This window comes from Dictyobacter sp. Z7_2, assembly GCF_057551105.1.
The window spans coordinates 2,719,088-2,733,860 of sequence record NZ_BAAJPE010000002.1 but is presented as its reverse complement, the minus strand read 5'-3'; the positions used below and the strand labels follow the sequence as shown (position 1 = coordinate 2,733,860).

Annotated in this window: 11 protein-coding genes; 3 read left to right on the top strand and 8 right to left on the bottom strand. The window is 47.8% G+C overall.

All coding sequences use genetic code 11. The annotated features are described in order from the left end of the window. Positions 1 to 168: 168 nt before the first annotated feature. The 3 genes from AC27N8_RS24995 to fdhD all read right to left on the bottom strand — a co-directional run bounded on the left by AC27N8_RS24995 (position 169) and on the right by fdhD (position 3,928). A complete protein-coding gene (locus tag AC27N8_RS24995; RefSeq protein ID WP_487070493.1) occupies positions 169 to 1,407 on the bottom strand; it encodes a hypothetical protein in 1,239 nt (412 codons plus the stop codon). 163 nt (positions 1,408 to 1,570) lie between these two features. Beyond that, entirely contained in the window at positions 1,571 to 2,998 is a 1,428-nt protein-coding gene (mnmE, locus tag AC27N8_RS24990; protein WP_487070491.1) for a tRNA uridine-5-carboxymethylaminomethyl(34) synthesis GTPase MnmE, read from the bottom strand. A 66-nt stretch (positions 2,999 to 3,064) separates the two neighbouring features. Further along, positions 3,065 to 3,928 carry a formate dehydrogenase accessory sulfurtransferase FdhD gene (fdhD, locus tag AC27N8_RS24985; protein ID WP_487070489.1) on the bottom strand — a complete coding sequence of 288 codons (864 nt, stop codon included), beginning with the start codon at positions 3,926 to 3,928 and terminating at the stop codon, positions 3,065 to 3,067. Positions 3,929 to 4,110: 182 nt separating this feature from the next. Here fdhD and AC27N8_RS24980 point away from each other — a divergent pair, with 182 nt between their 5' ends. Next, a complete protein-coding gene (locus tag AC27N8_RS24980) occupies positions 4,111 to 4,578 on the top strand; it encodes a Fur family transcriptional regulator (protein WP_487070487.1) in 468 nt (155 codons plus the stop codon). On the opposite strand, the gene AC27N8_RS24975 is transcribed toward AC27N8_RS24980, so the two are convergent. Both AC27N8_RS24975 and aroC read right to left on the bottom strand, forming a co-directional pair. Then, on the bottom strand, positions 4,575 to 6,209 hold the full coding sequence (locus tag AC27N8_RS24975; RefSeq protein WP_487070485.1) for a penicillin-binding transpeptidase domain-containing protein: 1,635 nt from the start codon (positions 6,207 to 6,209) through the stop codon (positions 4,575 to 4,577). The two genes, AC27N8_RS24980 and AC27N8_RS24975, sit on opposite strands and share 4 nt — an antisense overlap. Before the next feature lie 220 nt (positions 6,210 to 6,429). Continuing rightward, positions 6,430 to 7,593 (bottom strand): chorismate synthase, encoded by a 1,164-nt coding sequence (aroC, locus tag AC27N8_RS24970; RefSeq protein WP_487070483.1) that lies wholly within the window; start codon positions 7,591 to 7,593, stop codon positions 6,430 to 6,432. 821 nt (positions 7,594 to 8,414) lie between these two features. Between aroC and AC27N8_RS24965 the strand changes: the two genes are divergently transcribed. Beyond that, positions 8,415 to 9,767: a helix-turn-helix domain-containing protein gene (locus AC27N8_RS24965; RefSeq protein WP_487070481.1), complete on the top strand. Its 1,353-nt coding sequence runs from the start codon at positions 8,415 to 8,417 to the stop codon at positions 9,765 to 9,767. A 124-nt stretch (positions 9,768 to 9,891) separates the two neighbouring features. Further along, positions 9,892 to 10,410, top strand: coding sequence for a cyclic pyranopterin monophosphate synthase MoaC (gene moaC / locus AC27N8_RS24960; protein WP_487070479.1), 519 nt, complete (start codon positions 9,892 to 9,894; stop codon positions 10,408 to 10,410). On the opposite strand, the gene AC27N8_RS24955 is transcribed toward moaC, so the two are convergent. The 3 genes from AC27N8_RS24955 to AC27N8_RS24945 all read right to left on the bottom strand — a co-directional run bounded on the left by AC27N8_RS24955 (position 10,407) and on the right by AC27N8_RS24945 (position 14,077). Continuing rightward, complete coding sequence (locus AC27N8_RS24955; protein ID WP_487070477.1) at positions 10,407 to 11,456, bottom strand: hypothetical protein; 1,050 nt, start codon at positions 11,454 to 11,456, stop codon at positions 10,407 to 10,409. The two genes, moaC and AC27N8_RS24955, sit on opposite strands and share 4 nt — an antisense overlap. Positions 11,457 to 11,497: 41 nt before the next feature. Then, positions 11,498 to 12,400 (bottom strand): hypothetical protein, encoded by a 903-nt coding sequence (locus AC27N8_RS24950; protein WP_487070475.1) that lies wholly within the window; start codon positions 12,398 to 12,400, stop codon positions 11,498 to 11,500. Positions 12,401 to 12,694: 294 nt separating this feature from the next. Further along, positions 12,695 to 14,077, bottom strand: a complete 1,383-nt coding sequence (locus AC27N8_RS24945; protein WP_487070473.1) for a helix-turn-helix domain-containing protein — start codon at positions 14,075 to 14,077, stop codon at positions 12,695 to 12,697. Between the last annotated feature and the right edge of the window lie 696 nt (positions 14,078 to 14,773).

Below are 14,773 nucleotides of genomic sequence, written 5' to 3'. Positions count from 1 at the left end.
CCGAAGACAAATCATGTCTCGATCAAACATATCCACTAACTGAGGAGGCTGGTATTACTGAGGAAATCTTGCCACACATCATGTGCAATACTTCAAATGCCAACTCAGTTAGTGTACCTGCTAATCGGATATTTGTCAAGGCTTTTTAATGATCGGCTAAATGTCTCATCAGCTGGTAATCACATTGAGATAATTACCTGGCAGCGCACAACCATTATAGAGCCTGCTTAAGAGCTGCAACTGGTCCTGAACAGTAACCTTTTTACTTCCACAGGTGAGTGTCAACTTCGTCACGCCCATCTGCTGATCCTGGCGAATAGGTTTAGCGTGTCCCTTGAGATCCAGAATACCAATGGGCCAATTAATGCCATCGCTATTAAAATCCTGACCACTAAAATAGAAGAAAGGCACATGATACTGTCTGGCCTCCTGTACGTCAGTGATCAGAGTAAGAATATGCGAGACAGCAACGTCATAGGAACTATCGACATTAATGCCACAGCCCTTGAAACAACCAGTACCTTCAATCACCCAAAAGTGGTTTCCCAATTGTCCTATATCGAGTTGAAATTGTTGTGACCAGAAATTGAACATGCCAGCAAGATTATCCGCGCCATCCCAGCCATTATGCCAACTGTCAATCAAGCCAACAATCTGCTGACGCCAACTCCAGTTACCACCAGGATGGACACTTGAGTTCATAGTCGTTTGCATTTGATTTAAGTAACTGACCTGATTCTCCATCAATTGAATATCAGGACCAGCGACATGGGGATCGAGAGAGCCCAGGATGACCGGGGTGCTGGCCCGTACTTTATGGATCGCACTGGCACAGGCATCATAAAATCTGGCAAATTGCGCCGGAGCAACATAGAGAAACGATACGGACGCATCCTGCTTCATCTCTTCATTGCCACATTGAACGGCATCGGGATACGCCTGAGCGGCATCATTAAACGTAGCTGTATCCACCAGATTTGCGCCATTATGCTGGCAAATAGAGAACAAGATACGGATACCTTGTTTGTGGTAAGTCTGAATAGTACTTTTCAAGAGATTGCCGCGTAGCGATCCCCAGCCACAGGTAGGAGAACTCAAGCGAATCCAGGGAATACCCGTATAATTTATTCCGGGGCCTCCCGCAATGCCAAGAATTTTCGAGCGATCGACCACAGGTAAAATCAGTGGCGCAGGTGTGGGAGAAACTTTGACAACAGGCGTCGTCGGTATGGGAGTAGGAGTAACGGGCTGCTGCGTCGGAGTTGCGACTACTGCTGTTTGCACTGGCGATGAAGTCACAAGTCGATATGAGAGCAGAGCCAGTACGATAGCCACAAGTACTACGACCACCAGCACCACACCGGCAGGTTTTTTTAATACATTTAAAAATTTGTTGGGTACATTCACGTCGCTAACTACCTCTATTTTTCATAATCTCTATTCTAATAGAAATATGAGGAATGATACATGTATAAAACGATGCAACATTTCATATTGTAGCATCGATACTCGCCCCCAGCCGAAAAGCATCCGCACATAGATAAAGGGGCTAGTCAAATACAGCCATTATTTATTTCCCAATACAAAATTCATGGAAGATCTTATCCAACAGATCCTCATCAGCAGTCTCGCCAGTCACCTCACCGAGAGCATCGTAAGCAGCGCGTAGATCGATGGAGACGAAATCTTGTGGCAAGCGTTTTTCCAGAGAAGCAGACGCTGCCTGCAAATGCTCAGCAGCACGTCGGAGAGCCTCCTGGTGGCGCGTACTGGTAACAAGCACACTCTCACTGTACAACCGGCGACCGGCCAGCACCATATCGGCCAGAGTGTCTTCTAGCTCCTTCAAACCTGTCTCGGCCAGGGTTGAGGTAGAGATAAATACTCCATGAGGCCAGAGGAGTTGCAGATCAGCCTGAGAGAGCTGTGGCTCTCGATCAGATTTATTCAAGACCAACAGGACAGGCCGACGATGAGAGGTTTCAATATTTTCCCCTGTTTGTAGACCAAACCCCATCGCCTGCACCTCAGCAGAGATGAAGCGGTCTTGCTCCTGTAGCGGTTCGGAAGCGTCAAAGACCAGCAGAACGACATCGGCACTCTCAGCAGCCATGCGGCTCCGTTGAACACCTATCTGCTCAACGGGATCATCGCTAGGGGTAATGCCGGCCGTATCGATCAGATGCAGAGGCATCCCATGCAGATTGGCCACCTCCTCGACAGTATCACGGGTCGTGCCGGCGATGGGAGTAACGATCGCCCGCTCCGTGCGTAGCAATGCATTTAACAGGCTGGATTTCCCAACATTCGGACGACCGATAATCGCGGTGCGCAATCCCTGACGATAGAGCCGACCTTGATCAGAGCCAGCCAGCAGCAAGGCCACCAGCTTCTGAGCATCAACAATAAATGGCAACAACTCATGAATCTGTGGAATAGGAATATCGTCTTCAGGGAAATCGATACTGGCTTCGATGCGAGCAACAGCTCCAAGGATCGCTGTACGTGCTTTTTGAACCTGTTCTGAGAGTTGTCCGCGAAACTGCTGCATAGCCAGACGTTGTCCAGCCTCAGTCTCAGACTCAATCAGATCCATCACAGCCTCCGCCTGAGCCAGATCGAGACGGCCATTGAGGAAGGCGCGCATAGTGAATTCACCAGGATCTGCCAGGCGTGCGCCTTGCGCTAACACGGCTCGCAAGATGCGCCTGAGAATAAGAGGACCACCATGACCCTGAATCTCGACAACAGGTTCGCGAGTGTAGGTATGTGGAGCATACATAAAAGCAACCAACACCTCATCAAGGATCTCCCCGGTAGCCGGATCAATGATATGTCCATATGTCAACTGATGTGAAGGAGGCAATGAGGTAGGAGCTCCCGGACGCTTAAAAAGAGGCGCAACCAGTTGAAAAGCATCGCTCCCACTCACACGAATAATCCCGACGCCACCGACGCCAGGAGGAGTCGCGATTGCAGCAATTGTATCGTTATGCATAGACCAATTATCTTCAAAATAGGGAAAAGCTTCTGCAAGCCATCCATTTGTCTTCAAGTCAAAGGATTATTTTTCAACGCGTTCTGGATGCGTGTAAACGTTCATCGAACGATCGCGCAAGAAACCGACCAATGTAATGCCTCCCTTATCGGCTAGCTCAACCGCCATGCTCGATGGCGCAGAGATAGCAGCCACATAAGGAATACGGGCCAGCAGTGCCTTCTGGATGATCTCAAAAGATGTGCGCCCGCTCACCATTAAAATATGCTCACGGTAGGGAAAGATCCCTGCCTGCAAACCATATCCAACCAGCTTATCGACGGCATTATGGCGTCCGATATCCTCGCGCAACGAGAGCAACTCCCCCTCACGCGTAAACAGGCCAGCAGCATGCAGACCGCCAGTATAGCGAAATACCGACTGCTGCATACGTAGTCGATCCGCAAGCTGATAGAAAATCGCCGCCGATATGCGTAGCGTATCTGACTCCAAAGGAGGAACAGACAGCATGAGATCAGCAATGCTATTCTTTCCACACAGGCCACAACTGGCGGAGACAGCAAAATGTCGCTCAAATGTCGGCGGATGAGATTGCATCGCCGCCTCTTGCGCTGGATGAGCCAGAGTCACATTCAAAACATTTTCAAGTGGCAAGCCATCGGCATCATAATCATTTTGTACAGAGAGCACATCATGGGCAGAGTGAATAATACCTTCCGTCAACAAAAAGCCCAGAGCCAGCTCGACATCGTGTCCTGGCGTACGCATGATAACTGCCAGACTCTGATGACCGAGACGAACCTCGAAGGGCTCTTCAATTGTAAGATGCTCTTCATTGGAAGCGGCAGTATCATCCTGCCAACGTACCACATTCACTTCCATGACCCGCTGAGGATCTAGAGGAGAACGCCAGAAACCCGAAACAGTCATACGAATCCCCCCATTCATGCAAACACAGCTTGAGATACGCTCACTATCATCCTAGTGTATCATAGTTTTTCCAGTGGGTAGTAGCAGACAGATTGTCAGAAAACAAGCGCGTTGACGATCCACGCAACGAGTGTTAGGATAACACAAAAAGCTTCTGTCTAACACGAATAGAAAGGTGTGAGATGCAGTCATTTCTCCAGTCAAGCGACGCGATATTACGCCAGCGGGGCTACCGTTTAACGCCACAACGACATATGATTTTACGTGCAATCCAGGAAGCCGACACGCATCTCAACATTGAGCAGATCATGGAACGCGTTCAACAGGCAAATCCTTGCGTCAACCTTTCCACGATCTACCGTACACTGGAACTATTCAAAAACGTCGACTTGATCCGTGAAAGCCATCTCCATGGGGAACAACCAACCTATGAAATAGCGGAAGGCCATGCTCATCACCACCTGATCTGCCGTCGTTGCCATGCCACCGTTCATCTCGATGAAACCTTGTTAGGAGATCTCAATGAGCAACTGCAAAAACAGTATCATTTTCACAACCTCACGTTAGAGTTAGTGGCAGCTGGCTATTGTAATGATTGTTGGCAGATAGTGCAGCAAGAAGCGGTACAGAGTCAGGATAAAGATAACTAGCGTCGTTGCCATAGAGCCTGAGCAGGACAAAAGAGACCAGGATTATTTACCAGCGGGATATGAGCTTTGATATATCCTTTACGAAAGATATCGTGATACATCTGCCAGATCGCTGGCCCGACAGCATAAGCGCCTTCCCCGGCATTCTCACGCATAGCAACAATCGTCACCGCCGGCATCTGATCGGGATCATCGAGCCAAAAAGGAGCCTGTGTCATCATCCAGCTATGAGCCTTCCAGCCACGCCCAACTTCAGCCGTCCCGGTCTTACCAATTATCGATACGGGATCATTAAAGGCGGTATTGATACGCCAGGCACTACCACAAGTCGTCACGCCATTCATCGCCCAGCGCACCTGATACGCAGTCTCTTTACTCGTTACCACACTCAACTGTTGCGGACTGGCCTCCTGAATAAGTCGATGCTGCGCATCGACAATTTTTAGTAGTAACATCGGACGCATCAAGACTCCATTATTCGCCACCGCATTATCGATCAGAGACATTTGAAACGGCGTCACATTGTCGACCCCCTGTCCAAAGGCGCCGCTTGCCAGTTGCAACGTCGACAACGGTTGATCGTCGCTATTCTGTACGCTACTCATCGTGACGGGTAGATCAAAGGTCGCTGGACGATCGACCGTCAAGCGTTGAGCGTATTCCAACCATTGAGCACGACCAGTCTCCACTCCAAGTTGAGCAAACACAATATTGTCGGAATTAGCATAGGCATACGCCGTCGTAATCGGAAAATGAAACGTATACTCGCCATAAGCAAGATTATCCCCCATAATGCGCCGTCCCGAATAGACCAATGGCCCCATGGCTTCACGCTGAAACCAGGGATGCGCAAGTGTCGTTGTTCCTGTATCTAAAGCTGCCATCAGCGTCAGGGTCTTGAAAGTCGAACCAGGAGCATAGCGTGCTTTGAGAGGTCGCATCAAGAGAGGCTGATCCCGATCGGCATTGATACGATTAAAGTAAGATACATCGCCATGCGCTAGCGTCTGCACCATGCGATTGGGATCATAACCGGGAGCACTGACCATCGCCAGGATCTCGCCAGTGTGCGGATTCGCTACGATGACTGCTCCACGATTCGATACAAAAGCCTGCTGGCGAAAGAACGGCCGCTGATAGAGTGGATCGCTCTGCGGGTGATAACGTGCAAAATAATGGCTCACCAATCTCTGAATACGAATATCTATCGTCAAGTAGATATCATCTCCCCGCGTAGCGCGATGCAAAATTTGATGTATCATGGTATCCAATTCGGTCTGACTTCCTGCACCATCCAGGAGGGAAGAATATTGCTTCTCGACCCCATCGATCATCCCATAACCCGGCACATAGTAGCCAAGCAAACCAGCCAGCGACGGTTCACTATAATGGCGCACAAAGCCACAAATGGCACTTTTATCGGGTATCGTCTCGGCAAGGATCACACCATTACGATCAAAAATCCGACCACGCTCCGGCGTAATTTGAGAGAGGCACCTGCGCCCATTGTGGGGATTAGAGAGAATCGCCGAGGCCATCAGAACCTGCCAGTACACGAGGTCAGCGCTTAAAACGAGAAAGAGGAACACAAATACACCCGCAATATGACGAATGGATCGGTTAATTTTCATTGGAGACACCCCCTTACCACACATTCCACCTGATCGGTTGACACGATAGCTGCTGACTATATATCTTTTTCGTTTCATTGTACATGTTTGGAGCGAACAAACGCGCTCTTCCCCCGTATTCATTTGCCACTACGGGGGAAGATAATCTTATTCATATCATTATTGCCAGCGCCAATATGTTTGTTACACAAATGATGTACGTAAGCAATTCATAAAATACCTACTGCTTCAGATATGACTGATAATTACGCAACGTCTCCTCGATGTTATCACCGCCAAATTTTTCGAGCAGAGCTTCTGTTAATACAATGGCCATCATAGCCTCACCGACTACACCAGCAGCAGGCACAACGGAGACATCGCTACGCTCGTAGCGGCTCTGATCGGTATTTTCTCCAGTAGCCAGATCAACCGATGGCAATGGATGCGCCAGCGTTGGAATTGGCTTGACACCCACACGAGCCACAATCGGCTCACCATTAGAAATACCGCCCTCCATGCCGCCAGCATTGTTCGTAAGATGAAACCAATGGCCGTCTTCCGCATGGCGTAGAACATCATGTACATGGGAACCAGTAGTACGTGTCGTCTCGAAGCCAGCGCCAATCTCCATCGCCTTAACAGAGGGGATACTCATCATCGCCATACCCAGGCGAGCACTCAAACGACGATCCCACTGGCTAAACGTTCCCAGTCCAATCGGCACGCCAAAAGCCACGACTTCAAAGACACCGCCACAGGTATCGCCAGAGCGCTTGGCTTCCAGGATACGTGCGATCATCTTTTCAGTCAAAGCAGCATCGGCACAACGCATTGGAGAGGCTTCCACCGCGCTCCACATATCTTCAGGATAATCTTCGGGAGTCATCCCTCGCGCTTCTGCATAGCCAACGTTAGCCACCGAGAGCACATGACTATGCACAGCGATGCCAAATTGAGAGAGAAATTGCCGGCACAAGCCACCAACCGCAACCCTGGATGCTGTTTCACGTGAGCTTGAACGCTCAATAGAATTGCGCACATCGGTATGCCCATATTTTATGGAGCCGGTAAAATCTGCATGTCCGGCACGCACACGTGTCACCGCCTCGATTTCTGTCTCGACCGGAGCTGGATTCATACGCTCTTCCCAATTCACCCAATCAAGATTTTCCACCTGCATCGTGACAGGAGAGCCCAGCGTCTTACCATGACGCACACCTGAGAGGAAACGAATTGCATCCTTCTCAATTTTCATACGACCACCGCGCCCGTAGCCACCCTGGCGCCGATGGAGATCGGCATCAACGACGGCCTTTTCGACCGCTAAGCCAGCGGGCAGACCTTCAACAATCATAGTTAAGCAGGGACCATGTGACTCTCCTGCCGTCAAAAAACGAAACATAACGCGAACTCCTCAATACATCCGGGGATTTTATGCATCAGATAGAAGGCATCATGCAACCGGACCACAAACATCTGCATCCACCCTCTTCAAACATGCCTTTTCTTTTGAATGACGGATAATCAATCTCTCAATAACATCCTCAATTGTACAACAGAGAGCATCAGTTCCCAACAAATTCGCCCACAATCAATTGTTTAGCCACCAATATTCACACGAAAAGTAATAATCACAACAAAACGTCAAAAAAAAGTCCTGTCGCTGCGTTTTTCTAGTAACATCAATCTACTAAAAGCGGTAGAGACATTGTATGCCTCTATATATAACGCTAAGATTGCGTTGCATACATGCAACCATACGAAGAAAAACAGTAGAAAGATAAGTTAGCCATAACCATAACTTGTGTAAATAAGCAAGCAGTTTAATCGAAAGATGATACAACTATTACTGATTTTCACAAGGCAATCAATGTCCTGTACAAGTATTCATTTCATCATTGCACTAAAAAAATGGGCAAAAGGTCCTGCTACAGAGTACAGTGAAATTAAGCTACTTGCATGATAGCTTGAGTTGAAAATACTAGTTTTTTGCTCATTAAAGACATACTGAATGATTATAGTATGTACTAATCATGCCGGTTTTATGAGCGTAAATCGAGAAATTTACTTGTAACACAAGCGAATTTTCAATAGTATCTTTCGAATGCAGATTGCACTAAGATATTGACACCATACATAAGTGTATTTTACAATACATTTGACCAGGATTTTGTGTATTTATTGACTCTCTATCCTAAGAACATTGACAATGAGGAGGTCAACATGTCCCCTGAGCAACCACCCAGCAAAATAGGAAAATCAGTAGGGGAAAAATTGCGAGCAGCCCGTATTACTCAACACTATACACAGAGTCAACTTGCTGCTCCAGATTTCTCTGTGAGTTACATCTCAGCCATTGAGCGTGGTCAGATTCATCCATCATTACGCGCCCTGGAGATTCTGGCTTCGCGCCTGGGGTTGAGCTCAACGCAACTCCTTCCAAATAAATCGCAGCAAGAAGAGCGTGCCAGCGCCGCCGCCGCCATGAGTGAACGTGAAGAAGACGAGATAGAATTGGATTTATTGGATAGTCAAATTCTAATTATACAAGGAGAAGCTACACCTGCAGTCACATTATTAGAAGAACTCGCCAATAAGCGCTTGAAGCCCATGGCTCAACTGCGCCAGCGCTACCTCTTAGGATGGGCGTATTATAAGCTAGCACGCTATCAGGAGAGCGAATATATCCTTTCAGAAGCAATACAAGTTGCAAAAGATATGAATGCCCAATACATTCATGTACATATTCTTTATCAGTTGGCATTAACTTATAGCGCGATGCGCAACTATGCTCAAGCCTTTCTTGCACTGCAACGCTGCTTACATCAAATGAAAGACTTCATTACCCATGATCCTTTTTTTGCTGCGCAAATCTATATCCAGATGGGGCAACACTATACGCGTTCAGAAGAGTTTGAACAAGCACTAGAGATGTTTCATAAAGCGCTTGCAATTACAGAAGAATTTTCTACCACACAAAGCATACAAGCATCCTATTCAAATTTGAGTCAATATTATGCACGAGCCAAAGAGACTGAGCTGGCAAAATTGTATGCCTATAAAAGTATTCAGTTGCACAATACGGATGTAATGAAGCGACTAAAAAGCGAACTGAACCACTATATGGGTCATGCCATAATGCAAACGGACCTACAACAAGCACGCAGCTACCTGGATAATGCGATGAAGGCTCGCGAGGGCAGCTTTCCAGATCCGTTGACACATGCCAGTCTGCTCTCACGCAATGCAGAATGGTATTTCACCCAGCACGAGCTGACAGAGGCGGAGCAATTCGCGCATCAAGCCAATGAGCTGGCTCAAGCATTTGGGGATACGATCATTACAGCCGATACATTGATTGTGCTTGGACGCATTGAATATGCGAAAAAGGAATATGAGGCGGGTGGAAAACATCTTGTCGCAGGACTGGATATACTCGAGCGCCTGGGGAGCCATGAAGAACTCGCCAATGAATCGGTCCGCTATGCCGAGCTGCTAGAAGAGATCGGTGACGAGCGCGAAGCTTTTACACATTTCAGACGTGCCTTTCAGAGTCGCCAGATGTTAGGAAAATAGCATCGGCCAGTGATATATTGACAACCAGGTGGGCATCGCAGCATTTCTACAATGGCATCTATGTTTGATATCTACCTGACTGTCGGTGTTCATGCTATACTGTGCTCGGAAAGGGGCACAGCATATGTCAACAACAGCATCAAATGACCAGCCAGAAAACATCGCACACTTAACTCATCTTGACGAGCACGGCAACATTCAGATGGTGGATGTAACTCAGCAGCCAGAGACAATGCGAGAAGCCATTGCGCATGGACGCGTGCGTATGTTGCCAGCGACAGTACGCTTAATTGAAACGAATCAGATCTCGAAAGGGAGCGTCTTGGAAGTTGCCAAGATAGCTGGGATTATGGCTGCAAAACAGACTCCCCAACTCATCCCGCTCTGCCATCCGCTACCCATGACCCATATTGATCTTCAATTTCGCTTTGATGGCACGACCGGATACATCTTTATTGAGGGGCGTACACGCACAAACTATAAAACTGGCGTCGATGTCGAGGCGTTAACAGCTGTCACGGTGGCCGCTCTGACAATTTACGACATGTGTAAAGGTGTGGATACGACGATTACACTGGAACAGTTTTATATTGCAGAGAAAAGTGGTGGAAAGAGTGGAACAGTGAAATTCCAGCCCACTTAATCTCTTTTACGTACTTCAAGTAGCATAAACATGGCTTCGAGCAGGTTCCGCTCTTCGGGATTGGCCAGGCGCAAATCTGTTCTCCCCAGTGCCATGATCAGGTTTCCATGTTCATCTACCGGAACCGTGCTCTGGATTGCCCAGGGATTTCCTCCTTGCCAGCGTACAGGTTCCAACAGAGAGCCGAGCAGGATTGAGATGCTGACATACTGGCTATGTAGCGAGGCTTCCAGATTATGCAGATGCAGTTCAAGCATATCACCCTGCTGCACAACGCTTCCTGAAAGCGAGTGCGATTGCAGATGAATCACAGCATTATCGGCCGGATGCGCACGGAGATTACTATCTGCACGTGGTGCTGCGACACCGCGGCGTGTTCCACTATTGCCGGCCATCACAGGTGAATAGGCATGCACGTCGGGATCAGATGGACGTGTCGCATCAAAGCTACCAAAAAGCGTGGCTACACGTACCAGATCCTGCAATGCCTGACGCCGTAGAGTACTCTGATGAATATGAGCACTGACACGCAAGGCCAATTGTAACAATGAACGTGCTGCTTCATCTTGATCGAGACGCTCGTGACGGGCCTGAAGTAGAATAGCCTCCGCCTGGCTGACTAATGATTGGCAGAGATGGCTCAGCATACGATGGGGAGTAGCTGCGAGTGTGCGCGTTCCCTGTCCCAACAGCGGTCGCGTTACGGTCGGCCGGATAGCAACTTGCATCGAATCGTACAAATCCAGATAGGCATGATGACATTCTCGGCATGCCGCCAGATGGAAAAGTAAAGAAGAGTAGCGCACAGGCGCCTGTAGATCGCTCTTTAGCAGCGCCATAATAAAATCAGGCAACTGTTGATAAAAAGCAATATGATAGTCACCCACAAACTTCAGTTCTAATGGCGCATCATTTTCATTTTCCATCGGAAGCATCGCATCTGTCTCCTGGGTAGGCGCTTGCAATACATGCAGCAACCATTGTCCTAGCTTCCGGTAATCCCCCTGGAGCTCGGATGTCCCTCCCGAAACCGTCTCATCATTCATTGTAAATTTCTCCTTCAACGCTGGTTGCCGGACGCCTGACTCTATTCTTCTCTATAAAAACGTGCGAGACGCTTCATTTGAGCAGTGGTTAATTGTACGGTCTCCTCACCTTGCCAATCGATAAGACCCTCGATAACCAATCCGCGCAAGCCTTTCTGCACATCTTGAATACTCAAATCATCCTGTGCTAGTACCAGAACAGCTACTTCGTAGAGAGCTTTTTCTGTCGCATGTTTCGTTGTATACATGGTTAGACGCAAAGCAACAGCCACGGTCAAATGGGAGCTTTGTTGTTGCAAACAATGGCGTAACTTTTTATGGGCATGATCTTTGTGCTGACTTAGATGTGGATTGCGTTCAGCATCGAACGAAAAGTGCATTTCATCGGCCAGAATACCGATAAATTCGTCGGCACCAATCTCATACATTTCTTGCATCACCGCTTGTAGCTGATTGGGAGCCGCTTTCAAAGCTGTAATGCAATGCTTCAATATACTACGCAGCTCCAGTTGGGAGGCGATATGCAGCGTAATCTCTTCAGGCGTCGAAAACGGAGTCTCTCCCCAAATAGACTCGACGGCATCGACCAGAGGACTTGCATCGCCATCAATATCGTCGGCATTCTCTAATTCGGCGGTCGAATTGACCTGGAGACGTCGCTTGCGTAGCCGATCGATGGCTTTGTTGCGCACGCTGCGACTTAAAAAGGCATAAAACTGAGCGTCGGTGAGCTGATCTAAAGCGTTCAGAGGAGTTTTATCTTCCCCTCCCAGGAGACCGAGACGGACAAGTTGTTCAACGACATGCCCAATCACAGTATCAACTTCGAATGCATCGTATTTTAACGCACCCAAAAAGCGTTGTGCGTTCCTGTGCAGATAGGCATACAGCAACGGATAACTCGTCTCTGCTCGATATCTCAAATCATTGGCTGTAAATGGCATTGCGGGATATTCCTCCGAGGTGCCAATCTTAGAAATAAGTAGATGCGTACCATCCCCGTTGTCTCAACGGAAGTACCCACATACGTATGGCATGACAACTGTGACAAATTATGAATTTTGGTTTTCTTGTACATTGTATATTGAAGACGTACAAGACGCAACAAACTGCGCTCCTACGAGGAGGAATGAAACGTATCATTTTGTCCTCGTAGGAGCGCAGTCCATACGTATAGCTTGCACAATATGAGAGATATTACGACTCATCTCATGATGAGCACGACACTTCACTCTCTATTATTCGATATCACCACGTTTGCCCAGGCGCTGATGTTCGTACGCCTTTTTGATAATCGATAAGCTGCGCTTAACATCTCCCCGCTCTTCCAGAAGATTTGCGTAGCGGAAGTAAGCATCGGCGGCAATTTCGTGTGCATTGGAAGCATCGAGAAGTTCCAGAGCCTGGGTGAAGTATTGATCGGCAGCAGCATACTCACCGAGCTGGTGACTGATCTGTGCCAATACGATCAAAGCCTGGCCTTGCGTTTGGGAATCGCCGCCAGCCTGAGCATACTTCAAAGCCTCCTGGGCCTCTTTTTCCGCTTCCTGGGTGTGCTCTCGCTTGAGGAGGAGTTCGGCCAGTCCGGTATGACAGACCGATGCGGAGATCTCGTCGTTCAATTCGCTTTCAATCGCGATTGCCTGACGATACTCGTTCTCAGCTCCATCCAGATCGTGCTGCTTCTCCAATGCCTTACCCAGACGCTGATGAGTCATGCCGACCAGGCGCTGCTCATCGCGCATCTCGTAAATAGCCAGACTTTGCAGGGCATATTCACGAGCCATCGCCAGCTTGCCAACGGATTTGTAATGCTGGCTGATGTCCATATATTTCTTCGCGAAGCTCTTGCTATCGCGATTCATGGCATCGAGAGTCTCAAGGGCACGATTGTAGTAGATGATAGCTTTCTCTAAATCACCTAACCGGAAATAGTCATTGGCGAGATTACTGAAGACTTCTAAGGAAAAGACAGGGTCAGTAATCTGGCTATTTTCAATTGCGGCAAAGCAATGCAGGTGATGTTCTACTGCCAGAGTATAGTTATAAAGAAGAAAGTACGCTTTCCCTAACAGGTTACGCGCACGTTCAATATATTCACTATCGTTGAGCGCCTCTCCTTGCGCAACTGCGTTTCTCAGATCAACGACGGCTTCCTGGTATTCGCCAGAGCCGAGATGAATCTGACCTTGCAACAAATAGAGGCGATAAACTTGATCTGTGGTGACACGCTCGGGTTGGATCGGGGCAAGCAGAGTTTTGGCCTGTGCATAATCGCCCTGCTGAACGAAAACACTTGCCTGTAAGAGATCAACATCGACATGCTGATCCGGCCCGGAATCGGCCGGCGAATATCCAACCGCACGCGCTTCGGCAGCGCCAGAGGGAGAACCCTCAAGGAGGAACGTCAGTGGCACATCCAGCCTTCGAGCTAGTATAGAGAGGGCCTTCAAAGAGGGACGTATTTTGCCGCGCTCGATGGCCGAAATGTAGGAGATCGAAAATTCGGGGGCGGCCAGTTGAGCTTGAGTCATGCCCAATTTCGTACGAACCTCGCGAATATTCGTACCGACTCTTGCGGCAACAGCCTTCCCTACATTTGCTGTTTCAAGGGATGGCATGGAACAGTTCCTTTCAATGAATAGTATTATTACACTCTAGTCGAGAAGTTTCAAATTTCTTAATGGACTAGCCCTTTCCCCTTCACACAATCCACACACATACTTTTGGCATTTCATTTGAGTGACCTTCGTGTATAACTCTCGGAAATAAGAGAGTGTTCTAAGCATTCTTAATGCTTAAATGAGGAAAATAGCTAGATGTTACTTCATATTTCGTAGTCTATCATACACTACGATTCTAGTCAACCCATATTGTACTTTTTTCATCGCTTTATTATATAATCCTTCACATCAATGAAGCATGAACGCTTCAAATATTGTTTCAACAAAAAACCATAATGGTTTGAATTCATATTATTCTTCTCATGTCTCTCCTACAGAGAATTTGCTAAGCTATAAAAACATATCAAAGCAGCCAGCAACACTTGCAAGCGATAGCAAGCAATCGATAAATAACGAATAGTCGCACTCTATTACATAACTATAAGAACATGATGTGATGTAGAGCTCTCTACCACTACTCCAACGTGCTATTATAAGACTTTTAACACCTCTAGCAAAAACATCCGGGCTACATTATAATGCACAAGAAGTGAGTTATCTTTTCTGAAGTTTGATAGCCTGTTTGCTTATTCAATCGTAAATGTTCAGCTCTTATGCATAAAACTATCTGCATTGAGCCATCAAAGACCCTGG